Origin of the sequence: Rubrobacter taiwanensis, assembly GCF_004337705.1 — a bacterium.
In the GTDB taxonomy this organism is placed as follows: domain Bacteria; phylum Actinomycetota; class Rubrobacteria; order Rubrobacterales; family Rubrobacteraceae; genus Rubrobacter_C; species Rubrobacter_C taiwanensis.
In genome coordinates this window covers 39,603-60,226 of record NZ_SKBU01000012.1, presented here as the reverse complement: position 1 = coordinate 60,226, position 20,624 = coordinate 39,603, and the positions used below count along the sequence as shown (strand labels likewise).

Below are 20,624 nucleotides of genomic sequence, written 5' to 3'. Positions count from 1 at the left end.
GGTTTGCTAGACTGAGCCGGAGTACGGGAGAGACACAGGAGGGAAAGGCGAGATGGCTGAGGTACGCAGGGTCGGAATGCTGACCGGGGGCGGCGACGCGCCGGGGTTGAACGGCGTGATCCGGGCCGTGACCATGAAGTGCGCGGGCGAGTACGGCTACGATGTCGCGGGCATCCGCCTCGGCTGGAAGGGGCTTCTGGACCCGAAGGAGGGCGACATCTTCCCGCTCAAGGTGGACGACGTCCGCTACATCCTGCAGGAGGGCGGCACCATCCTGGGCTCCTCCCGCACCAACCCCTACAAGAGAGAGGGCGACGCCGAGAAGGTCGTCAGGAACATGGAGCAGAACGGGATAGACGCGCTGGTCGCCATCGGCGGAGACGATACCTTAGGCGTGGCCCGCAGGCTGCACGACGAGTTCGGCATCCGGGTCGTCGGGTGTCCCAAGACCATAGACAACGACCTCTCTGCGACCGACACCACCTTCGGCTACGACACCGCCGTCTCCATCGCAACGGAGGCCATAGACCGCATCCGCACCACGGCCAAAAGCCACGAGCGGATCATAGTCGTGGAGATCATGGGCCGGCACGCGGGCTGGATCACCTGGGGCGCCGGGATGGCCGGAGCGGCGAACGTCACCCTCATCCCCGAGGTGGAGCCCGACCTGGACGCCGTAGCCGATCTTTTCAAGAAGCGCGCCGAGCGGGGCGAGCCCTGGGGAATCGTGGCCGTGAGCGAGGGCGTGACCATCGGCGAGGAGTACATCACCCAGACCGCCGAGCGAGACGAGTTCGGACACGTGCGCCTGGGCGGCATCGGCGAGACGCTCGCGGGCGAGCTGAAGGAGCGCACCGGCATAGACACCCGGCACGTCGTGCTGGGGCACCTCCAGCGCGGTGGCACCCCTACCGCCTACGACCGCATCCTCTCCACCCGCTACGGTCTGCGCGCCGCCGAGGCCGTCCGGGACGGCGAGTGGGGCAAGATGGTCGCGCTCAGGGGCAATGATATCGTGCTGGTCTCGCTGGCCGAGGCGACCGAGGAGACCAAGACCGTTCCGCGCGAGCTCTACGACGACCTGGCGACCTTCTTCGGCTAGCGGCCGGGGATGCGGTCGCCGCTCTGGATGATCCCCTACCTGCTATTGCTGCTCCTCTCCGGAGGGGCGTATGCGGCGCTGGTCTTCCGGGGTCCGGGGCCGGCACTGATCCTCGCCGCAGCGGCTCTGGCGGCCGGCATCTCGGCCGTCTACCTGACCTGGCGGCGGTAGCTACAGCATCCCCCGCAGCCGGCCCCGGAAGACGTTCCAGTAGTAGCCGGCCCGGTCCGGCCGCAGCCCGGCGAGCGAGCGGACGGCCTCGGCCGCCGGCCCGGACAGGTACGAGATCCGGCTCCGCACAGGATACTTGTACTTGCGGAGCACCCGGCCCATGCCACATCCATAGGAGTAGGCCCTCCGGCAGGCGCGGCGGTCATAAGGCGGCACGGGCGAGGGGTGTATCACGTTCACGTCCGGGTCGTAGTAGATCAGGCTCCCCAGCTCCAGCAGCTTCAAGAGGTAGTCCGTGCCCTCGCCGGAGCCCCAGGGCGTACCCGCACCCTTGCCCAGGTTCTCGTCGAACCACACCCGCCGGGTAGCTCCGCGGCGCACGAAGATGGTGGACTCTATGCTCCGGACCCATACGTTGGAGGCGTCCACCAGCCCGGCCTCCAGATCGAAGTCCAGGATGCTGGAGCGCCCCTCATCGTCCACCAACCGGCCGCACAGGACGTCTATGCCGGGATTTCCGGCGAAGAAGCCCGAGACGTGCTCCAAGAGCCCGGCCGGGTAGCGGCAGTCGTCGTCCGGGAAGGCGACTATCTCGCCCCGGCACCGTTCGAGCCCGGCGTTCCGGGCCCTCGAGGCCCCGCTCTCCCGCAGCCGCAAATGCAGCACCGGGAATTCGTCCCGGCAGGCCGCAAGAAGCGGCCGGAGCCGCTCGTCCGGGTTCTGGTCCACCACGATCAGCTCGAAATCCCGGAAGCGCTGCTCTCGCAGCGAGGCCAGAAAGCGCGCGGGCTCTTCAACCCTTCCGAGAGTTGGCATAACCAGAGAAAAGCGCATGTCGACCTCTCCCTCCTCGTTCGAACGAACTCGGATAACCCGGCGGAGAGTGCCCCGCCCGACCTCTTTAGAGGGTCATCCCCTGCGGGGGAGAGCGGCCATCGACATGCAGCAGGGAATCGCCACGAACCCTCCTCGAGATGTGAAACCTGAAGAGCCCGATGAAAACGGTCTGGCAGACCGGCCTTACGGGACCGGTCCCGACCTGCTCCGGCGGTCGCGCAGAACCGTTCGGCGAGACGATCGTTCCCACAGCTCCAAGATTTTAACGCAAACCCGCCCTCCGCTATAATCCCGGCGTTCGATGCCTGACGGGCAATCCGGGTTCTCAGGGCCCCGTTGGCCGGGCGAGCCTGTGGAAAGGGGACGAGCTTGGGAATACTTGAGAGCATAATTTCGGCGGGCAACACGCTGCTCTGGACCTACGTCCTGATCTTCTTGCTAATCGGGCTTGGAGTGTACTTTACGGTCCGGTCGAACTTCGTGCAGTTTCGCATGATCGGCGAGATGGTCCGGCTCCTGGCCAGTGGGACCCGCTCCCGGGGAGGCGTCTCGTCCTTCGGGGCGTTCGCCGTCGGCACGGCGGCGCGCGTGGGCACCGGCAACCTGGCCGGGGTAGCGCTCGCCATAGCGGTCGGAGGGCCGGGCGCGGTGTTCTGGATGTGGGTGATCGCGCTCGTCGGCGCGGCCTCCGCCTTCGTCGAGAGCACCCTGGCGCAGGTGTACAAGGTGCGCGACGGAGACACCTTCCGCGGCGGTCCGGCCTACTACATGGAGCGGGCGCTGGGCCAGCGGTGGATGGGGCTTCTGTTCGCCGCCCTCATAACCGTCACCTTCGGTCTGGTCTTCAACTCCGTGCAGGCGAACACGATCTCCCTCGCCTTCTCAGAAGCCTACGGCACCAACCGCCTGCTGCTCGGGCTGGTGCTGGCGGCGATCTCGGGTGCCATCATCTTCGGGGGCATCAAGCGCATCGCCCGCGCCGCAGAAGTGCTCGTCGTGGTCCTGGCGGTCCCCTACGTGCTCATGGCGCTCTACGTGATCCTCGCGAACTTCACGGAGATACCGCGAGTTCTGGCTCTTATCGTGGGTAATGCGTTTGGGCTCACCGAGGTCGCCGGCGGCGGGCTGGGCGCGGCGCTCCTGGCGGGCGTGCAGCGCGGGCTGTTCTCCAACGAGGCCGGCATGGGCAGTGCCCCGAACGCCGCGGCGACCGCCAACGTCTCCCACCCGGTCAAGCAGGGTCTGGTCCAGTCTCTCGGCGTGTTCGTCGATACCCTGCTCATCTGCTCCGCCACGGCTTTCATCATCCTGTTCAGCGGCATCTACGAGGCCGGCGACGCCTCGGGCATCGAGCTCACGCAGCAGGCGCTCAGCGCTCACATCGGCGGCTGGGCCTCGGCGTTCCTCGCCTTCGCGGTCTTCACCTTCGCCTTCTCCTCCATCATCGCCAACTACTACTACGGCGAGACGAACATCCAGTTCATCACCGGCGACGACCGCTACGTCTTCTACTACCGGCTGGCCGTGCTGGGGCTGGTCGTCTTCGGCTCGGTGGCGGCTCTGGAGCTCGTCTGGGCGATGGCCGACCTGTTCATGGGCTCGATGGCGCTCGTGAACCTGATCGCCATCGGTTTGCTCGGCAGAATCGCCTTCGCCGCGCTCAACGACTACACCCGGCAGCGCCGGACGGGCAGAGACCCGACCTTCCATACGGACAGCATACCCGGCCTGCGAAACACCGAGGCCTGGGGCAAGCCCGACCGGGTACGCTAAGCTCCCTACAATCTCTCCGCCGCCCGCTGTAGAATGAAGAAGCAGTCTGGGGAGCTTCCGGCAGGGAGCTGAGAGGGCGCTGGAGCCGCGCCGACCCGAGGAACCTGATCCGGGTAATGCCGGCGGAGGGAGAGATGGAACCATATCAAAACGCACCGGCGCTCCGGCGAAGATTGCCGGAGCGCTTTGCCGTCCTCCCCTCCGGCACCCGGGCCGTGGAGAAGGGAGGACGATGCAAGCCCGAGAACTGCCGCAGCGGTACTCCGGGATCTGGGAGGAGGCGACCCGCCACCCGTTCCTGGACGCCGTGCGCCGCGGCACCCTGCCCGCCGGGGCCTTCGAGACCTGGCTGGTGCAGGACTACCTCTTCGTAAACGACGCTCTCTCCTTCCAGGCCCGCCTCCTGGCCCGCGCGCCGTGGCCCGACCAGGCGATCCTGGTGCAAGGCCTGGTGGCGCTGGAGAGCGAGCTCGGCTGGTTCGAGGAGCAGGCCGGCCGGCGCGGCCTGCCGCTCGAAGCTCCCCGCCACCCGCCGAACGCCGCCTACCGCGACTTCCTGGCGGGGCTGGAGCGCGAACCCTACTCCGCCGCCCTGACGGCGCTCTGGGCGCTGGAGAGAGCCTACCTGGAAGCCTGGCAGAGCGCCGCGCCGGGAGCCCCAAAGTACCGGGAGTTCGTGGAGCACTGGACGGCGCCCGAGTTCGCGGACTACGTGGGCGGACTGGAAGAAGCAGCCGACCGCGCGCTCGCATCCGGCGGCGAGGAGGGGCGGCGCGCCGAAGCCGCCTTCCTGGAGGTCGCCCGGCTGGAGAGAGACTTCTGGCAGATGGCCCTGGAAGGGGGAGAGGAATGAAGCTGGCTAAGACGTTGTGGGAGGAGAACCGGGATCTGGCGCAGGCCGCGCTGGAGCACCGCTTCGTGCGGGGCCTCGGGGATGGGACGTTGCCGGAGGAGAACTTCCGGCGGTACATGGCGCAGGACACCTTCTTCCTCGAAGCCTTCGCCCGCGCCTACGCCCTGGCTCTGGCCCGCAGCCCGGAACGCGAGGGGCTGTACGCGTTCTTCGAGCTGCTGGCCGGCGTGCTGGAGGAGCTCAAGCTGCATAAAGGTTACGCGCAGAGCCAGGGCATAGAACTGGAGGAGGTCATCCCGGACGGCGCAACGCTGGCCTACACGGACTTCCTGCTGGCGACCGCCGGGCTGCGGGATGTGGGTGAGATCTGCGCCGCCATGACGCCCTGCATGCGCCTCTACGCCTTCCTGGGACAATCTCTGGCCGGAAGCGGCCCCGGTGAAGACAACCCCTACGCGGAGTGGGTCCGGACGTACTCCGATCCAGGATTCGAGGCCCTCGCCTCCCGGCTGGAGGAGCTGCTGGACCGTTACGGCAGGGATACACCGGCAATCAGGTCCGCCTACCGCCGGGCCATGCGGCTGGAGGTAGACTTCTTCGAGTCTGCATCCCGGGGGATGGATGGAGGCCGGCGATGAGCGGCGGGGTGGCGGCCGCGCTCCTCTTCCTGGTTGCGGCCGGGTTTGCCGCGGCGGGGATCGCCTACTCCAGCAGGTTCATCGGCAGCCTGGAGGACTACATCACCGCCCGGAGCAGCCTGGGCGCCGCCGCGACCGCAGCGACGCTCGTGGCCTCGGGGATGGGGGCCTGGATTCTGTTCAGCCCGGCTGAAGCGGCGACCTGGGGCGGCCTGCCGGCGATCGCGGGCTACGCCCTGGGGGCCGCCGCGCCGCTCCTGGTCTTCATACCGCTCGGCCGGCGGCTCCGGCGGTTGATGCCCGAGGGGCACACCCTCACCGAGTACGTCCGGCACCGCTACGGGCGCGGCATGTACCTCTTCACCCTGCTCGTGATCTCCTTCTACATGTTCATCTTCCTGGCCGCCGAGCTCACCGGCATGGCCCTCATCGCCAGCCTGGTGGCCGGCGTACCACTTTGGGTCACGGCCCTGATCGTCATGACCGCCACCCTGGCGTACACGGCCTACGGCGGGCTCAAGGCCTCCATCTTCACCGACACGGTGCAGACGGTCCTCATCCTGCCCCTGCTGGCGGTCCTGCTGGCAGGGGGATACCTCGCCCTGGGCGGCGCGGGGCCCGCTCTCGCGGGGCTCGAAGAGCGTGCTCCGCAGCTGCTCGACTGGAGCTACCTGCCCGGCCTGGAAGGCGCTCTGACCCTCGTCATCGCCATCCTGGCGGCGAACCTCTTCCACCAGGGCTACTGGCAGAGGGTCTACGCCACCCGCAGCGCCCGCTCCCTGCGCACCGGGTTCCTGGTCGCGGCCGCGGCCGTAATCCCGATAGTGCTCGCGCTCGGGCTCTTCGGGCTGGCGGCGGTCGGTCTGGACCGGGCCGGGACGCCCTCGGTCGCCCTTTTCAGCGTCCTGCTGGAGGCCCTGCCGCCCGCCCTCGTAGCGGTTCTGGCAATCCTCGGCCTCGCGCTGGTGATGAGCAGCGCCGACTCGCTGCTCAACGGACTGGCCAGCATCGTTGCCGTGGACCTGCGCCGGGCGATGCCCGGGGTCCGGGCCAGTAGCCTGCTGCGGATCTCGCGCTGGTCCACCGTGGCGCTGGCGCTCCCGCTCCTGCTCATAGCCTCGCAGGGCTACAGCGTGCTCTACCTCTTCCTCCTGGCAGACCTGGTCTGCGCCGCAGCGGCCTTCCCGGTCTTCTACGGGCTCTACAGCGAGCGCTACACGGGCCGGGCCGCGATCTGGAGCACGCTGGCGGGGCTCGCGGCCGGGGGGCTGCTCTTCCCCGACCCGGACATGACCCGCGGCAGCCTGCTCGGAGCGTTCGCGGCTGCGGCCCTCGTCCCGGTAGCCGTCTCCCTCGTGCTCACGCCCCGGCGGAGCACCTTCGACCTCGAATCGCTCGCAGGGGCGGCGCGGTCCATCAGGGATTAGCCGGGCTGCCCCGCAACGTGCGCCCCGATGCGCCGGTAGCGCTCGTAGCGGGACTCGACGAGCGCCGCCGGGTCCTTGCCGGCCAGCCCGGAGAGCGCCCGGCGTACCGCCCCGGCGACGGCCTCCGTGGCCGCGTCCGGGTTCTGGTGCGCACCACCCAAAGGTTCGGGCAGCACCTCATCAACTATGCCGTGCGCCTCCAGGTCGCGGGCCGTCAGCTTCATCGCCTCGGCCGCCTCGGCGGCGCGGCCGGAGTCGCGGAAGATGATCGAGGCACAAGCTTCGGGGGCGATCACGGAGAGATACGAGTTCTCCAGCATCACCACGTGATCCGCCAGGCACATCGCCAGAGCGCCCCCGGAGCCCCCCTCCCCCACGACGACCGAGACCACCGGCACCGGCACGCCGGCCAGCGCCATCAGATCCTCGGAGATAGCCCACGCCTGTCCCCGCTCCTCGGCCCCGCGCCCGGCGAACGCCCCCGGCGTGTCTATCAGGGTGACGATCGGCAGCCCGAACCTCCCGGCCAGTTCATATAACCGGTGGGCCTTCCTGTACCCCTCCGGGTGGGCCATGCCAAAGTTGGTCTTGACGCGGCTCTTCACGTCGCTCCCCTTGTCGTGGCCGAGCAGCACGACCCGGTGCTCCCCTACTCTCGCGAACCCGCCGCGCACCGCCGGGTCGTCGCCGAAGAGCCGGTCGCCCGAGAGCTCGTAGAAGTCTTCGGCTATCGCGTCCACGTACGCCTCGAAATGCGGCCGGTCCGGATGGCGGGCGATCTGCACCCGCTGGTACGGGGTGAGGTTGGTGTAGATCCGCCGCTTGGCGGCCTCCAGTGCCTCCTCCAGGCGCGCGATCTCGCCCTGCAGCTCCTCGCTCGGGCCGGCGAGCCGCCGCAGCTCCCCGATGCGGTCCTCAAGCTCCTTGATCGGGCGCTCGAACTCCAGGACTACCACGCCAGGTACCCCAGCACCCGCTCCAGGTCGCTTCTCAGTGACAGCCGGTGCACGATGCGGTCCACGTTGCCGTGCTCCCGCTGGAACTCCGCCGTCTGGAACCCCTCGGGCAGCTTCTCGCGGGTGGTCTGCTCGATCACCCGCGCCCCGGCGAACCCGATCCTGGCCCCCGGCTCGGCGATGATCACGTCCGCCGCCGTCGCGAAGCTGGCCGTGACCCCGCCGAAGGTGGGGTCGGTGAGCACCGAGACGTACGCCCCGGCGCCCGCCCGCCGGTAGCGGGCGAGCGCCACGCTGGTCTTGGCCATCTGCATGAGCGAGTAGATCCCCTCAAACATCCGGGCCCCGCCCGAAGCCGATACGATGATCAGCGGCAGCCGGCGCTCGGTGGCCCGCTCTATCGTCCGCGCCACCCGCTCGCCGACCACGCTCCCCATCGAGCCCCCGACGAACCGGAAGTCCATCACGGCCAGCGCCACCGGGCGCCCCCCGATCGCCGCTCCCCCGCTCAGCACGGCGTCCTCCAGCCCGCTCCTGCGGCGCGCCTTCTCCAGCCGCTCTTCGTAACCCTCGAAGCCGAGCGGGTTCCCGGCGACCATCCCACCGTCCCACTCCTCGAAGCTCCCACTATCGGCGAGCAGCCGCACCCGCTCGGGGGCAGCCAGCGGGTAGTGATGCTCGCAGTTGGGGCATACGTTGTAGCGGGCCTCGAAATCCTTGGCGTAGACCGGCTCGTTGCAGGCCTCGCACTTGGTGAAGACACCGTCTATGGGCCCCAGGCCGCTCTCGGTCTCCGGAGCCGGCCGGGCGTACTCCCTCCGCTTGCTGAGCCAGTGCCTTATCTCGTACCTGCCTTCGCTCCGTCCAGCGCCTCGCGCACCTCGCGCAGCCACCCGCCGGCCCTCTCCGCGCCGCCCTCCCCGACGAGCTGCATCAGCCGGCTCCCTATTATTATCCCATCTGCTTCGGCAGATGCCTCGACCGCGGCCTCCACCGACCCGATGCCGAATCCCAGCGCGACCGGAACGGAGACGCGCCGCCGGACGCGCCGCAGCAGCTCCACCGCGCCCGGCGGCAGCCCCTCCCGCACCCCGGTCACCCCGGCGACCGAGACGCAGTAGACGAACCCGGTGGCGATCCCGCCGATGTGCTCGATCCGCTCGTCGGTCGAGGTCGGCGCGACGAGCGGACACATGGCCACCCCCCGCGCGCCGGCCAGCTCCCGGAACTCCCCCGCCTCATCCGCCGGGAGGTCCGGGATCACGAGCCCGGCGACCCCGGCCCCCGCCGCCTCGTCCAGGAAACGCTCCGCTCCCCGGGCGAACACGTTGTTGTAGTAGACGAGCAGCACCACCGGCACCCGCTCCGCGTACCCGGCGGCCAGCTCCAGGCAGTAGTCCAGGTCGGCCCCGTTCCGGAGCGCCCGCGTGGTGGTGTCCTGTATGGTCGGGCCGTCGGCGAGCGGGTCGGAGAAGGGGACCCCGATCTCCAGGATATCCGCCCCGGCCGCAACGTAGGCCGCAGCTACCTCGCGCGCCCCCTCCAGCGTCGGGTATCCGGCGGTGAGGTACGGGATGAGCGCCGCCCGGTCCGCGCGGAATGCTCCCTTCAGGCCCCTCACAAGGCCCCCAGCGCCTCCGCCGCGACCTCTACGTCCTTGTCCCCGCGCCCGGAGAGGTTTATGACCACGTTCGCCTCCGGTCCCAGCTCTTTTGCGACCTTCTCCGCGTAAGAGACGGCGTGCGCGCTCTCCAGCGCGGGGAGTATCCCCTCGGTACGGCCCAGGAGCGTGAACGCCTCCAGCGCCTCCTCGTCGGTGACGCTCACGTACTCGGCCAGCCCCTCATCCCGGAGGTAGGCGTGCTCGGGACCGACGGCCGGGTAGTCCAGCCCGGCGGAGACGGAGTGCGCCTCCTGGATCTGGCCGTCCTCCGTCTGGAGCACGTAGCTCATGGCCCCGTGCAGCACCCCGAGCCGCCCGCCTGCCAGCGACGCCCCGTGCTTCCCGGTGCCTATCCCGTGCCCCGCGGCCTCCACCCCGATGAGCCGCACTCCCTCCCGCCCGATGAACGGGTGGAACGCGCCGATGGCGTTAGAGCCCGCACCGACGCACGCCACGATGGCGTCCGGGTCGCGCCCGAACCGCTCGCGCGCCTGGGCTTCGATCTCCCTGCCGATTACGGTCTGGAAGTCCCGCACCATCCTCGGGTACGGCGCGGGCCCGACCACGCTCCCGATGATGTAGTGCGTGTCCTCCACGTTGGCGACCCAATCCCGGATAGTCTCGTTCACCGCGTCCTTGAGCGTGCGGGAGCCGCTTTTGACCGGGCGCACCTCCGCACCCAGAAGCTGCATCCGCACCACGTTGAGGCGCTGGCGGCGCGTGTCCTCCTCGCCCATGTAGACCACGCACTCCTTGCCGTAGAGGGCCGCGACGGTGGCGGTCGCCACCCCGTGCTGCCCGGCCCCGGTCTCGGCGATGATCCGGGACTTGCCCATCCGGTCGGCGAGCAGGATCTGGCCTAAAGTGTTGTTTATCTTGTGCGCCCCCGTGTGCGCCAGATCCTCGCGCTTGAGGTACACCCGCGCCCCGCCCCACTTCCGCGTGAGGCGCTCGGCGAACATCAGCGGCGTCGGGCGGCCCACGAAGTCCTTCGCCAGAGCGTCCAGCTCCTCCACGAACTCCGGGTCCGTCCGGTAGCGCTCATAGGCCGCCTCCAGCTCCTCCAGGGCGTGGATTAAGGTCTCGGGCACGAAGCGCCCCCCGAAACCTCCGAAGTATCCCGGTCTAGCCCTTTGCCGCACTTATAAACCTCCGGACCCGCTCGCCGTTCTTCCTGCCGGGCGCGTCTTCCAGAGAACTCGAAGCATCTACCCCGTACGGCTCGAAGAGCTCCACCGCCCGGCGCACGTTCTCCGGGGTCAACCCCCCGGAGATGACGATGTTAGCACAACCGCCGAGCACGTTGGCCAGCCCCCAGTCGAACCGGGTCCCCGTCCCGCCGTACAACTCTTTCTTCCAGGCGTCGAGCAGGAAGAGATCTGCCCCATACTCCCCCATCCTCTTTAGCGACCCCGCGTCCCGCACCCGGAGGGCCTTGATCACCTTCAGGCCGCTAGCCCGCAGCTCCCGCACTACCTCCGGTCCCTCGTCCCCGTGCAGCTGCACGCAGTCCAGCCCGACCTCAGCAGCTACGCGCAGGACTTCCCCGGCCTCTTCGTTCACGAAGACCCCTACCTTCAGCACGCCCTCCGGCAGCGCCGCCGAGATCTCCCGCGCCCGCTCCACGCTCACCCGCCGCGGACTCTTCTCGAAGAAGACGAGACCGATGGCGTCGGCCCCCGCCCCGGCGGCCACGTGTCCGTCCTCCGGCCTCGTTATGCCACAGACCTTCACCCTGACCATGTGGGGAATTGTACTCCTCTGAGAGGGCTTACCGGAAGAAGAGCCCGCGTATCAAGCGCCCCGCCAGATCTCCACGCGCATAATGTCAAAGTGGTGGTCGTAGGTCCACGCCGGCAGAGAGAGCCGCGTGCTCACAACGGCGGCCACGGCGTCGAATACGCTCAGTCCCTGATCCCGGTAGTCGAGAAGCCGGCCCAGTGCCTCCCGGTAGTCTTCGGGGAAGTGGGGTTTATCAGGGTAGCGTAACTTTGCACCTCTCTCAGCCAGCTATGCGCATTGCCGATACCCAGCTTATACAGAACCAGGGAGTAAGCCTCGCACAGCGTCGGATACGATACCATCACCCCTCACTCCTCCCGGTTGCCCGTTCGTGCTCACCGTCAGAAGGATCAAACGCCGCATAGAGGGGGCCCGTATCGGCCAGCACCGCCCTTCTCACCTTTCGACGGTCCCGGCGAAATACTTATCGTGCTCTTTGCTAACGTCTCTCGTCCCGCTCCCCTCCTTGGCCGGTGTGATCCTGAACGGCCGGAACGGAGAAGGAGACAAGAATCCTCGCCGCTCCAGATACTCCCGAAGGGCAGCCTGCGTTACCGCAGTCAAGGGTAGCGGAGCGTCCTGAGAGCGCCGGTATGCCTCGATCGCCTCTTCCAGCTCATCCGGTAGCGTGATAGCTGCACGTTTCACACCAACACCGTACCGCATGAGATGACAATGGTGAAATCGGTGAAGAAATTTCACCGATTTCACCGCCACACCGAGCCCCGGCCAATTACGCCTTATCCTTGCGCAGGCGGATGGCCTGTCCCAGAAGATCACCGGCCAACTTCGCGCTTCGCCGCTCGAACGCACAGAAAGCCGGGCTCGCGCAGGAGCCTTCTGTACTCCTCCGGGTCCGTTGCTTCGAACTGCCCGGTCGGGCGAGGCTCTAGCACCCGCTCGACCTTGAAGTAGCTCCCCTCGCCCCGCTCGGCGAACTTGAGGAACGGGTGCTCCATCGAGAAGACCAGGTGTCTGCCCCACCGCAACATCCGGTGGAACTCCGCGCCGCGCTCTGAGAGCTACTCGGAGTAGACTCCCGGCCCGCAGCCGGCGTCCAGGACACGTTTGCCGGCTACATCCGGCAGCAGGGAGAGCGTCGCCGGACGCTCGTAGGCTTCGAGTGCGACCGTCCTGTTGTCCCCGCCGCTCACTCTATGCCGGCTATCCCGGAGATCAGGGCCGAGTCGCGCATCGCCGCCTCCCCGACGAGTACGGCGTCGGCTCCGGCGTCGCGCAGCCGCCGGGCGTCCTCCACCGTCTTGACGCCGCTCTCGGCGACGAGCGTCACACCCTCCAGCATCGGGGCCAGCCGTTCGGTCGTGGCGAGGTCCACGGTGAAGTCTCTGAGGTCGCGGTTGTTCACTCCGACCACCTGCGCCCCGCACGCCAGCGCCAGGTCCGCCTCCCGCTCGTCGTGCACCTCCACGAGCGGCGTGAGCCCCAGCTCCATGGCGAGCGAGACGTAGCGCGGAAGGTGCGTCTTATCGAAGAGCGCGGCGATGAGGAGCACGGCGTCTGCCCGGGTTCCTGTCTCCAGCACCTGCACCTCGTCCACCGTGAAGTCCTTGCGCAAAACGGGTATCTCCACCCGCTCGCGCGCGGCGTCCAAGTCTTCCAGCGACCCCTTGAACCGTTCCGGCTCGGTGAGGACCGAGAGGGCTCTCGCACCCCGGGACTCGTACAGCACTCCCTGCTCTGCCGGATCGACATCGGCTATGAAGCCTGCCGAGGGCGAGGCGCGCTTGACCTCGGCCACCACGCTCAGGCCGGGTCTCCTGAGGGCGGCGGTGAAGTCCCGCTTGTCGAAGAGCACGGCCCGCTGGTAGAGCTCGTCCGGGTCCATCCGCTCGCGCAGCGCCCGCGCCCGCTCCGCCGCCGCCGCGGCCAGCTCGTCCAGCACGCTCACACCAGCCCCCCCATCCGGCGCGTGATGCGGACGAAGCCCTCCAGCGCCCCGGCCGCCGCGGCGGAGTCTATAGACTCCGCCGCGGCGCGCACGCCCTCCTCTATGGACCCCGCCTTCCCGGCGACGTAGATGGTGGCTCCTGCGTTCAGCAGCGTTATCTCCCTTGTTGCGCCCTGCTCGCGGCCGGAGAGGATGTCGCGCAGGATGCGGGCGTTCAGGGCGGCGTCTCCCCCGAGCAGGTCGTCCGGCTCGTGGCGGGAGAGGCCGAAGTCCTCCGGGGAGAGGTCGTAGGCCTCTATCTTCCCGCCCTTCAGCTCCGCCACGTGCGTGGCGCCGGTGACCGTGATCTCGTCCATCCCGTCCGCGCCGTGCACCACGAGCGCCCGCTCGGCCCCCAGCTCCCCCAGCGCCTCGGCCACGGGACGCACGTACTCCCGCGCGAAGACGCCCACGAGCTGCCTCCGGGCACCGGCCGGGTTGGTCAGGGGACCGAGGATGTTGAAGACGGTGCGGAACGGCAGCTCGGCCCGGATTGGGACCACGTAGCGCATCGCCGGGTGGTGCGTGCGGGCGAACATGAAGCCTATCCCCGCCTCCGCGATGCACGCGCTCACCTGCTGCGGGCTCAGCTCTATCTCCGCTCCCAGGGCCTCCAGCACGTCGGCCGAGCCGCACCGGCTCGTCGCCGAGCGGTTGCCGTGCTTGGCTATCCTCACCCCCGCGCCCCGCGCCACGAACGCCGCGGCGGTGGAGACGTTGATCGTCCCTTTCGCGTCGCCCCCGGTTCCGCAGGTATCCACCACGTCGCCGGGAGCGTCCACCCTTTCTGCGAACCGCCGCATCGCGCGGGCGAAGCCCACGATCTCATCCACCGACTCGCCCCGCACCCGCAGCACGGTAAAGAGCGCCGCCGTCGCCGCCGGAGAGGCCGTCCCCTCCATGATGGCCTCCAGCGCCCGCTCGGCCTCGCCCGCAGAGAGCCTCTCTCCGGCGGCGGCCTTCCGCAAAACCTCACGCAGCATACACCACCTACAGCTCCAGGAAGTTCTTCAAGACGTCGTGGCCGCCAGCGGTCAGTACGCTCTCCGGGTGGAACTGAACGCCCTCCACCGGCAGCTCCCGGTGCCGCACGCCCATGATCACGCCGTCCTCCGTACGGGAGGTGACCTTCAGACACCCCGGTACGCTTTCGGGCTCGATCACGAGCGAGTGGTAGCGCGTCGCCACGAACCCCTGCTGCAGGCCCCGGTAGACCCCCTCGCCGTCGTGCAGGATGCGGGCCGTCTTGCCGTGCACCGGCTCGCCCCGCACCACCCGGCCCCCGAACGCCTGCCCGATGGCCTGATGCCCCAGGCAGACCCCCAGTATCGGGAGGCTCCCCGAGAGCTGCCGGATCACCTCCAGCGAGACCCCGGCCTCGTTCGGGGTGCACGGGCCCGGCGAGATGACTATCCTGTCCGGTGCGAGGGCCAAGACCTCCTCCGGCGTGACCTCGTCGTTGCGCCGGACGAGCACCCCGGCCCCGAGCTCGCCCAGGTACTGGACGAGGTTGTAGGTGAAGGAGTCGTAGTTGTCCAACACCAGAACCCGCATGGTTCACCGGATTGTAGCTTAAACGGAGTCCCCTTACGACCGAGAGGAGACGCAATGCCCCTGCTTTTGACCGAAGCCGAAGTGGAAGAGCTCCTGGATATGCCCTCCACCCTGCGCGCGGTGGAAGAGGTGTTGAGACAGCAGGCCGAGGGCCGGGCCACCAACCGCCCCCGTTACCGGGTGGGGCTCTCCACGAGCAGCCTCAACGTGATGGCCGCCGGAGCCCCGGAGCTGGACGCGCTGGGTCTCAAGGCGTACACCGTCTCGCGCACCGGAGCCCGCTTCTACGTCCTGCTCTTCGACGCCGAGGGCGGCGAGCTGCTCTCCATCATGCAGGCGGACAAACTGGGCCAGATGCGCACCGGGGCTGCCAGCGGCGTCGCCACCAAGCATCTCGCGCGCGAGGACGCCTCTTCTCTGGGCATCTTCGGCTCCGGCTGGCAGGCCGAGAGCCAGCTCGAAGCCATCTCAGAGGTGCTGGATCTGGAGCGCGTCGCGGTCTATAGCCGCTCGGAGGAGAACCGCCGGCTGTTCGCGGAGAGGATGAGCGAAGCGCTCGGGCTGGAGAACATAGAGCCCGTAGACTCCCCCGAGGAGGCCGCCGCACAAGACGTGGTGGTAACCATAACCTCCTCGAAAGAGCCGGTTCTGAAAGGCGAGTGGCTGCGGCCCGGCACCCACGTCAACGCCGCGGGCTCCAACTTCCTCTTCAAGTCCGAGATAGACCGGCACGTCGTGCGGCGGGCCGGCTTCATCTGCGTAGACTCGCGCGGCGAGCTCGGGACCGAGGCCGGCGACCTGCTGCAGCCGCTGGAGACCGGCCAGATCCTGCCCGAAGAAGTCTACGAGCTCGGCCAGGTCATCGCCGGCCAAGTCCGGGGCCGCAGCGGTCCGGAGGAGATAACCCTCTTCTGCAGCCAAGGGCTCGCCCTGGAAGACATGGCGGCCGCTCGCCTCGTCTACGACCGCGCGCTCGAGCGGGACGTGGGCCGGGACATAGAGCTCTGAGTGCGAGATGCTTTAATCTGGTAGCGGTCAAACACCCGCGAAAGAGGAGGGGAGCTTGTCCGAGAACCCGAAGAACTACGAGCCGCTCGGAGCGGCCGAGCTCGCGGACCACGACGACCGCGGCGTCCGGCTCTGGGCCGGCTCCGCGACCGTGGAAGTGGCGGCGCTCGCGCCCGACCTCTTCCGGGTCGGGATGTTCCCGGAGGGCCGCCCGCCGGAGTACGCCTCCGAAGGGGTGGCGAAGGAGGACTGGGAGAGGCTGAAGGTCAGGATCCGGGGCGGCTCCCGCGAGCTTACCCTCTCCACCCCCCAGGCCACGGCGCGCATCGGCCTGGACCCTCTGCGCATCGGCTTCGAGGACTCCGGGGGCCGCGCCTTCGCGGCTGACGGCGGACCCGGCATGGGCGTGGTGCGTCCCTCAGAACCGGCGGACCCCTTCCTGGACCCCGTCGGCCCGGCCGTGCGGCTTTACAAGCGGCGCGCCCCCGGCGAGCGATACTTCGCCTGCGGAGAGCGCACCGGCGGTCTGGAGAAGACCAACTCGCACCAGATCTTCTGGAACATAGACCCGCCGGCCGGACACACCGCCTCCTTCAACAACCTCTACACCTCCATCCCGTTCCTGCTGGCGCTCAGAGAGGGCCGGGCGTGGGGCCTCTTCTTCGACAGCACCCACCGGGTGGAGTTCGATCTGGCCCGCGAGGACGAAGATCTGTCCCGGTTCGAAGCCGCCGGGGGCAGCCTCGTCTACTACGTCTTCTGCGGTCCCACGCCGCGCGCGGTCCTGGACCGCTACACCGAGCTCACCGGCCGTACCCCGATGCCGCCGCTGTGGGCGCTGGGTCACCAGCAGTCCCGCTGGAGCTACATGACCGCAGACCGGGTGCGCGAAATAGCCCGCGAGTACCGCGAACGCGACCTGCCGTGCGACGTGCTCTACCTCGACATAGACTACATGGACGGCTACCGGGTCTTCACCTGGGATAAGGAGCGCTTCCCGGACCCCGAGGGGCTGATCTCCGAGCTGGGCGAGCAGGGCTTCCGCGTGGTGACCATCGTAGACCCCGGCGTGAAGGTGGACGAGAGCTACCGCATCTATGCCGAAGGCCGCGAGCGGGACTTCTTCTGCAAGACCCGCGGCGGCGAGGAGTACCGCAACGTGGTCTGGCCCGGGCTCTGCGCCTTCCCGGACTTCACGAGCGAGCGGGTGCGCGAGTGGTGGGGCGAGAACCACCGGGCGCTGCTGGACGCGGGCGTCGCCGGCATCTGGTGCGACATGAACGAGCCCTCGCTCGCAATCCCCAAGCAGTCCACGATGCCGCCCGACGTGGTTCACCCCGGCGACGGAGAGCCGAAGCTCCACGCCCAGATACACAACGCCTACGGCTCCCTCATGGCCCGCGCCGCCCGCGAGGGGCTCGGGCGGCTCCGGCCCGACCGCCGGCCGTTCGTCATCACGCGGGCAGGCTACGCCGGGCTGCAACGGCACGCCATGCAGTGGACCGGGGACAACTCCTCCTGGTGGGAGCACCTCTGGATGAGCATGCCCCAGCTCCAGAACCTGGGGCTTTCGGGCGTCGCGTGGGCCGGTGTGGACATCGGAGGGTTCTTCGGCGACGCGAACGGCGAGCTGCTGGCCCGCTGGTACGAGTTCGGCGTCTTCCAGCCCTACTGCCGCAACCACTCCGCGAAGGGGACCGTAGACCAGGAACCCTGGGCCTTCGGAACGGAGTACGAGGCTGTCATCCGCAAGATGCTCAAGCTGCGCCAGCGCCTCCTCCCCTACCTCTACACGCTCTTCGAGGAGTGCCACCGCACCGGGGCCCCGATCCTGCGCCCCCTCCTCTTCGAGTACCCGGAGGATGAGACGACCTACGCGCTGGACGACGAGTTCCTGCTCGGCAGCGCGCTGCTCGTCGCCCCGATCACCCGCCCCGGCATCGAGCACCGCCACGTCTACCTCCCGGAGGGCGAGTGGTTCCACCTCTGGAGCGGGGAGCGCACCGAAGGTCCCGCACACATCCTGGCCCGCGCCCCGCTCGGGGAACCCGCCGTCTACGTGAAGGCCAACACTCCCGTCCCGCTCTGGCCGGAATCCGGCCACACCGGGGAGGGCAAAGATCCGCTGACGCTGTTCGCCTACCCCTCCGAAGGCCGGGGTGAGTTCACCCTCTACGAGGACGCCGGGGACGGCTACGAGCACGAAAGCGGCGTCTACGCCCGCCGCCGGGTGGAGTGCGAGGCCGGAGACGGGACCGTGACCGTACGCCTCGGGGAGCGCGCGGGCGGCTATGAACCGCCGCGGGAGCGGGTGCGGCTGGAGCTGCGGGCCCTCGAATCCCGGCCCCGCTCGGTGACACTCGACGGCGGAGATGCGGACTGGGAGTACGGGGAGGAGACCCTCACCGTGGAGCTCCCCGAGGACGCCGCAGAACACGTGGTAAAGGCAACGCTGTAAGCCGGAAATCCGGCCGCACTACGTATACAATATGTTCTGTTGGCGCTGAGCTAATCCTGGGGAGGGTCTTCGCACATATGGGTCGCAAGTTCTCGCGGCGGGAGTTTCTCAGACTGGGTGGAGCCGGCGTCGCCGGGGCCGCTCTGCTCGGAGGTGCGGCATGCACCGGCGGCGCGGGATCGCTCGTCCGCCGGGAAGCCCCGGAAGATGCAATGAACATCATCCTGGTCATCGTGGACAGCCTGCGCAAGGACGCCGTGGGAGCTTACGGGCACGACCGGATCCGGACCCCCAGCATAGACGCGCTCACCGGGGACAGCCTGCGCTTCGACCGCTTCTTCCCGGAGTCGGTGCCGACCATTCCGGCCCGGCGCTCCATCCACACGGGGCTGCGCTCCTTCCCCTTCCGGAACTGGGAGTACGAACCCGGCGACGTGCGGGTCTACGGCTGGGAACCCATCCCGGACGGCCAGGTCACCATCTCCGAGGTGCTCGGCGACGCCGGCTTCGAGACGGCCATCGTGACCGATACCCGGCATCAGTTCGAGCCGCACATGAACTTCATGGAGCGCTTCCACATCCGGCGCAAGATCGAGGGCCAGGAGTGGTCCGAGTACCGTCCGGCCCGCCAGGCCGACGAGGAGCGGGTGCAGCGCTATCTGCTGGACGCCTACCGGGGCACGCACGTGGAGAGCAAGATCCGGCAGTACGTCGCCAACACAGAGGGGCGCGAGACCGAAGAGGATTGGTTCGCGCCACAGGTCTTCATCCAGGCCATGGAGGTGCTGGAGGAGCTCAAGGAGAGCCGGCCCTTCTTCCTCACCGTGGACGTCTTCGATCCGCACGAGCCCTGGGACCCGCCGCTCAAGTACGTCTACCTCTACGACGATCCAGACTACGACGGTATAGAGCCCATAACCGTCAAGTACGGCGACGCCGGCTACCTCGACGAGCGGCTGCTGCAGCGGGCGCGCGCCCTCTACGCCGGCGAGACCACGATGATGGACCGCTGGTTTGGCGAGTTCCTCAACAAGGTGGACGAGCTCGGGCTCTTCGAGGAGACGCTGCTCATCTTCGTCTCCGACCACGGGCTCCAGCTCGGGGACTACGGCGTGGTCGGCAAGGTCTCCTCCCGCCTCTTCCCGGACCTCATGGACATCCCGATGCTCATCCGCCACCCGGAGGGCAAGGGCCGCGGCCAGACCACCGACTACTTCTCCGCTTTCCACGACATCCCCGCCACCATCGCGGATATGCTCGGCTTCGAACCCGCAGACCAGCCGCTCGACGGCGTGAGCCTCGCGCCGCTGCTGGAGGGCCAGAGGCCCGCCGCCGAGCGGCCCTACATGGTCTCCGGCTACGACCGCTTCGTATGGTCGCGGGACGACCGCTACGTCTACATGTCCGAAAACCGCGGTGAGAACCCGAGCCTCTACGACCTCCGGGAGGACCCCGAACAGAGGCGGGACATCTCCGGTGAAAAGCCGGAGGTGGCGCGCGAGATCTTCGACCGCATCGTCGAGGAGGCCGGCGGCGGCCCGCTCCCGCGCTACGACATCTAGCCCCGCGCAGATAGCGCGGGAGCATAATCTGTGCGAAAGTGGGGTAAGTAGTGCAGGGAGCCGGAACGACCGGTGCAGAGGAGGTGTGCAGGGAAGATGTAGGGAGACGCCGATCCCGGAGCGAAGCGTGGTGTAGAGCGAGGAAAGGAGAGACGCACAGATGGCCTACGAACTGCCGCCGCTTCCCTACGATTACAACGCACTGGAGCCGCACATAGATGAGCAGACGATGCGTCTCCACCACGACAAGCACCACAACACCTACGTCCAGAACCTTAACTCGGCGCTGGAGAAGCACCCCGACGCCGACCCCGGCGATATTGAGCAGCTCATGCGGAACCTGAACAGCGTGCCGGAGGACATCCGCCGGGCGGTGCGCAACAACGGCGGGCAGCACTACAACCACACGCTCTTCTGGCAGATCATGAGCCCCAACGGCGGCGGCGAGCCCTCGGGCGCTCTGGCCGACGCCATCAACGATGCCTTCGGCTCCTTCGACCAGCTCAAAGAGCAGTGGGCCGCGGCCGCCGCTCCGGGCGCCCTCTTCGGGAGCGGCTGGGCGTGGCTGGTCGTGGGCTCCGGGGGCTCGCTCTCCATCGAGACCACCCCGAACGGCGACAACCCGCTTATGGAGGGCCGGACCCCCATCCTGGGCCTGGACTGCTGGGAGCACGCCTACTACCTGAAGTACCAGAACCGGCGGCCCGAGTACGTGGATAACTGGTGGAACGTCGTCAACTGGGACGAGGTGGCCCGCCGCTACGACGCCGCCCGCTAGAGCGGATTCTGAGGGAGAGGGGGAGCCGGTCCTGCCGGGACCGGCTCCTTCGCCGTTCGATCCGGATCAAAGTCTTACAAGCACCCTTGCTCTCGTGTAGAATTCTCGCCTTGA

At 68.4% G+C, this 20,624-nt stretch carries 21 protein-coding genes and 1 riboswitch; of the genes, 10 read left to right on the top strand and 11 right to left on the bottom strand.

From position 1 onward, the window contains the following. Nucleotides 1-52: 52 nt before the first annotated feature. Entirely contained in the window at nt 53-1,102 is a 1,050-nt protein-coding gene (locus tag E0L93_RS06095; protein WP_132689918.1) for a 6-phosphofructokinase, read from the top strand. Nucleotides 1,103-1,111: 9 nt separating this feature from the next. Continuing rightward, the gene (locus E0L93_RS15755; protein ID WP_165874186.1) at nt 1,112-1,273 is read left to right on the top strand and encodes a hypothetical protein; all 162 of its coding nucleotides are present in this window, start codon (nt 1,112-1,114) and stop codon (nt 1,271-1,273) included. Here the strand turns inward: E0L93_RS15755 and E0L93_RS06090 are convergent, their stop codons facing one another. Beyond that, nucleotides 1,274-2,089: a glycosyltransferase family 2 protein gene (locus E0L93_RS06090; protein ID WP_207890351.1), complete on the bottom strand. Its 816-nt coding sequence runs from the start codon at nt 2,087-2,089 to the stop codon at nt 1,274-1,276. A 390-nt stretch (nt 2,090-2,479) separates the two neighbouring features. Between E0L93_RS06090 and E0L93_RS06085 the strand changes: the two genes are divergently transcribed. The 4 genes from E0L93_RS06085 to E0L93_RS06070 all read left to right on the top strand — a co-directional run bounded on the left by E0L93_RS06085 (nt 2,480) and on the right by E0L93_RS06070 (nt 6,801). Next, nucleotides 2,480-3,883 (top strand): alanine/glycine:cation symporter family protein, encoded by a 1,404-nt coding sequence (locus tag E0L93_RS06085; RefSeq protein WP_132689912.1) that lies wholly within the window; start codon nt 2,480-2,482, stop codon nt 3,881-3,883. A 37-nt stretch (nt 3,884-3,920) separates the two neighbouring features. Next, nucleotides 3,921-4,032: riboswitch (TPP riboswitch) on the top strand. 83 nt (nt 4,033-4,115) lie between these two features. Next, the gene (locus E0L93_RS06080; protein WP_132689909.1) at nt 4,116-4,736 is read left to right on the top strand and encodes a TenA family protein; all 621 of its coding nucleotides are present in this window, start codon (nt 4,116-4,118) and stop codon (nt 4,734-4,736) included. Beyond that, nucleotides 4,733-5,374, top strand: a complete 642-nt coding sequence (locus E0L93_RS06075; protein ID WP_132689906.1) for a TenA family protein — start codon at nt 4,733-4,735, stop codon at nt 5,372-5,374. The genes E0L93_RS06080 and E0L93_RS06075 overlap by 4 nt, the downstream gene beginning before the upstream one ends. Continuing rightward, complete coding sequence (locus E0L93_RS06070) at nt 5,371-6,801, top strand: sodium:solute symporter family transporter (RefSeq protein WP_132689903.1); 1,431 nt, start codon at nt 5,371-5,373, stop codon at nt 6,799-6,801. The genes E0L93_RS06075 and E0L93_RS06070 overlap by 4 nt, the downstream gene beginning before the upstream one ends. On the opposite strand, the gene E0L93_RS06065 is transcribed toward E0L93_RS06070, so the two are convergent. From E0L93_RS06065 to E0L93_RS06015, 10 genes are all read right to left on the bottom strand, one after another. Next, a complete protein-coding gene (locus tag E0L93_RS06065) occupies nt 6,798-7,757 on the bottom strand; it encodes an acetyl-CoA carboxylase carboxyltransferase subunit alpha (RefSeq protein WP_132689901.1) in 960 nt (319 codons plus the stop codon). The two genes, E0L93_RS06070 and E0L93_RS06065, sit on opposite strands and share 4 nt — an antisense overlap. Then, complete coding sequence (gene accD, locus E0L93_RS06060) at nt 7,751-8,650, bottom strand: acetyl-CoA carboxylase, carboxyltransferase subunit beta (protein ID WP_243638130.1); 900 nt, start codon at nt 8,648-8,650, stop codon at nt 7,751-7,753. The genes E0L93_RS06065 and accD overlap by 7 nt, the downstream gene beginning before the upstream one ends. Continuing rightward, the gene (gene trpA / locus E0L93_RS06055) at nt 8,596-9,378 is read right to left on the bottom strand and encodes a tryptophan synthase subunit alpha (protein WP_132689898.1); all 783 of its coding nucleotides are present in this window, start codon (nt 9,376-9,378) and stop codon (nt 8,596-8,598) included. Before trpA ends, accD begins: the two co-directional genes overlap by 55 nt. After that, nucleotides 9,375-10,562: a tryptophan synthase subunit beta gene (gene trpB, locus E0L93_RS06050; protein WP_132689895.1), complete on the bottom strand. Its 1,188-nt coding sequence runs from the start codon at nt 10,560-10,562 to the stop codon at nt 9,375-9,377. The genes trpA and trpB overlap by 4 nt, the downstream gene beginning before the upstream one ends. Next, nucleotides 10,546-11,163, bottom strand: a complete 618-nt coding sequence (locus E0L93_RS06045) for a phosphoribosylanthranilate isomerase (protein ID WP_132689892.1) — start codon at nt 11,161-11,163, stop codon at nt 10,546-10,548. Before E0L93_RS06045 ends, trpB begins: the two co-directional genes overlap by 17 nt. 815 nt (nt 11,164-11,978) lie before the next feature. Next, the gene (locus E0L93_RS06035; RefSeq protein ID WP_132689886.1) at nt 11,979-12,194 is read right to left on the bottom strand and encodes a hypothetical protein; all 216 of its coding nucleotides are present in this window, start codon (nt 12,192-12,194) and stop codon (nt 11,979-11,981) included. Nucleotides 12,195-12,224: 30 nt separating this feature from the next. Further along, nucleotides 12,225-12,356, bottom strand: coding sequence for a hypothetical protein (locus tag E0L93_RS16420; RefSeq protein WP_279387450.1), 132 nt, complete (start codon nt 12,354-12,356; stop codon nt 12,225-12,227). Then, nucleotides 12,353-13,111 (bottom strand): indole-3-glycerol phosphate synthase TrpC, encoded by a 759-nt coding sequence (locus tag E0L93_RS06025; RefSeq protein ID WP_132689883.1) that lies wholly within the window; start codon nt 13,109-13,111, stop codon nt 12,353-12,355. The genes E0L93_RS16420 and E0L93_RS06025 overlap by 4 nt, the downstream gene beginning before the upstream one ends. Further along, nucleotides 13,108-14,133: an anthranilate phosphoribosyltransferase gene (gene trpD, locus E0L93_RS06020; protein WP_132689881.1), complete on the bottom strand. Its 1,026-nt coding sequence runs from the start codon at nt 14,131-14,133 to the stop codon at nt 13,108-13,110. Before trpD ends, E0L93_RS06025 begins: the two co-directional genes overlap by 4 nt. 7 nt (nt 14,134-14,140) lie before the next feature. Next, nucleotides 14,141-14,704: an anthranilate synthase component II gene (locus E0L93_RS06015; RefSeq protein ID WP_132689878.1), complete on the bottom strand. Its 564-nt coding sequence runs from the start codon at nt 14,702-14,704 to the stop codon at nt 14,141-14,143. A gap of 54 nt (nt 14,705-14,758) precedes the next feature. Between E0L93_RS06015 and E0L93_RS06010 the strand changes: the two genes are divergently transcribed. The 4 genes from E0L93_RS06010 to E0L93_RS05995 all read left to right on the top strand — a co-directional run bounded on the left by E0L93_RS06010 (nt 14,759) and on the right by E0L93_RS05995 (nt 20,510). Next, a complete protein-coding gene (locus tag E0L93_RS06010; RefSeq protein ID WP_132689875.1) occupies nt 14,759-15,712 on the top strand; it encodes an ornithine cyclodeaminase family protein in 954 nt (317 codons plus the stop codon). A gap of 55 nt (nt 15,713-15,767) precedes the next feature. Next, nucleotides 15,768-18,170, top strand: coding sequence for a glycoside hydrolase family 31 protein (locus E0L93_RS06005; RefSeq protein ID WP_132689872.1), 2,403 nt, complete (start codon nt 15,768-15,770; stop codon nt 18,168-18,170). A gap of 77 nt (nt 18,171-18,247) precedes the next feature. Continuing rightward, the gene (locus E0L93_RS06000) at nt 18,248-19,732 is read left to right on the top strand and encodes a sulfatase (RefSeq protein ID WP_132689869.1); all 1,485 of its coding nucleotides are present in this window, start codon (nt 18,248-18,250) and stop codon (nt 19,730-19,732) included. Between the two features lie 160 nt (nt 19,733-19,892). Next, nucleotides 19,893-20,510, top strand: coding sequence for a superoxide dismutase (locus E0L93_RS05995; RefSeq protein ID WP_132689867.1), 618 nt, complete (start codon nt 19,893-19,895; stop codon nt 20,508-20,510). Nucleotides 20,511-20,624: the final 114 nt, after the last annotated feature.

Bases quoted from the DNA above. Each gene is read 5' to 3' on its own strand.
- E0L93_RS06000 (WP_132689869.1), top strand. From the start codon at position 18,248: ATGGGTCGCAAGTTCTCGCGGCGGGAGTTTCTCAGACTGGGTGGAGCC.
- E0L93_RS06075 (WP_132689906.1), top strand. From the start codon at position 4,733: ATGAAGCTGGCTAAGACGTTGTGGGAGGAGAACCGGGATCTGGCGCAG.
- E0L93_RS06015 (WP_132689878.1), bottom strand. From the start codon at position 14,704: ATGCGGGTTCTGGTGTTGGACAACTACGACTCCTTCACCTACAACCTC.
- E0L93_RS06090 (WP_207890351.1), bottom strand. From the start codon at position 2,089: ATGCCAACTCTCGGAAGGGTTGAAGAGCCCGCGCGCTTTCTGGCCTCG.
- trpD (WP_132689881.1), bottom strand. From the start codon at position 14,133: ATGCTGCGTGAGGTTTTGCGGAAGGCCGCCGCCGGAGAGAGGCTCTCT.
- E0L93_RS15755 (WP_165874186.1), top strand. From the start codon at position 1,112: ATGCGGTCGCCGCTCTGGATGATCCCCTACCTGCTATTGCTGCTCCTC.
- E0L93_RS06095 (WP_132689918.1), top strand. From the start codon at position 53: ATGGCTGAGGTACGCAGGGTCGGAATGCTGACCGGGGGCGGCGACGCG.
- E0L93_RS06080 (WP_132689909.1), top strand. From the start codon at position 4,116: ATGCAAGCCCGAGAACTGCCGCAGCGGTACTCCGGGATCTGGGAGGAG.
- E0L93_RS06070 (WP_132689903.1), top strand. From the start codon at position 5,371: ATGAGCGGCGGGGTGGCGGCCGCGCTCCTCTTCCTGGTTGCGGCCGGG.
- E0L93_RS06010 (WP_132689875.1), top strand. From the start codon at position 14,759: ATGCCCCTGCTTTTGACCGAAGCCGAAGTGGAAGAGCTCCTGGATATG.
- E0L93_RS06045 (WP_132689892.1), bottom strand. From the start codon at position 11,163: ATGGTCAGGGTGAAGGTCTGTGGCATAACGAGGCCGGAGGACGGACAC.
- E0L93_RS05995 (WP_132689867.1), top strand. From the start codon at position 19,893: ATGGCCTACGAACTGCCGCCGCTTCCCTACGATTACAACGCACTGGAG.
- E0L93_RS06035 (WP_132689886.1), bottom strand. From the start codon at position 12,194: ATGTTGCGGTGGGGCAGACACCTGGTCTTCTCGATGGAGCACCCGTTC.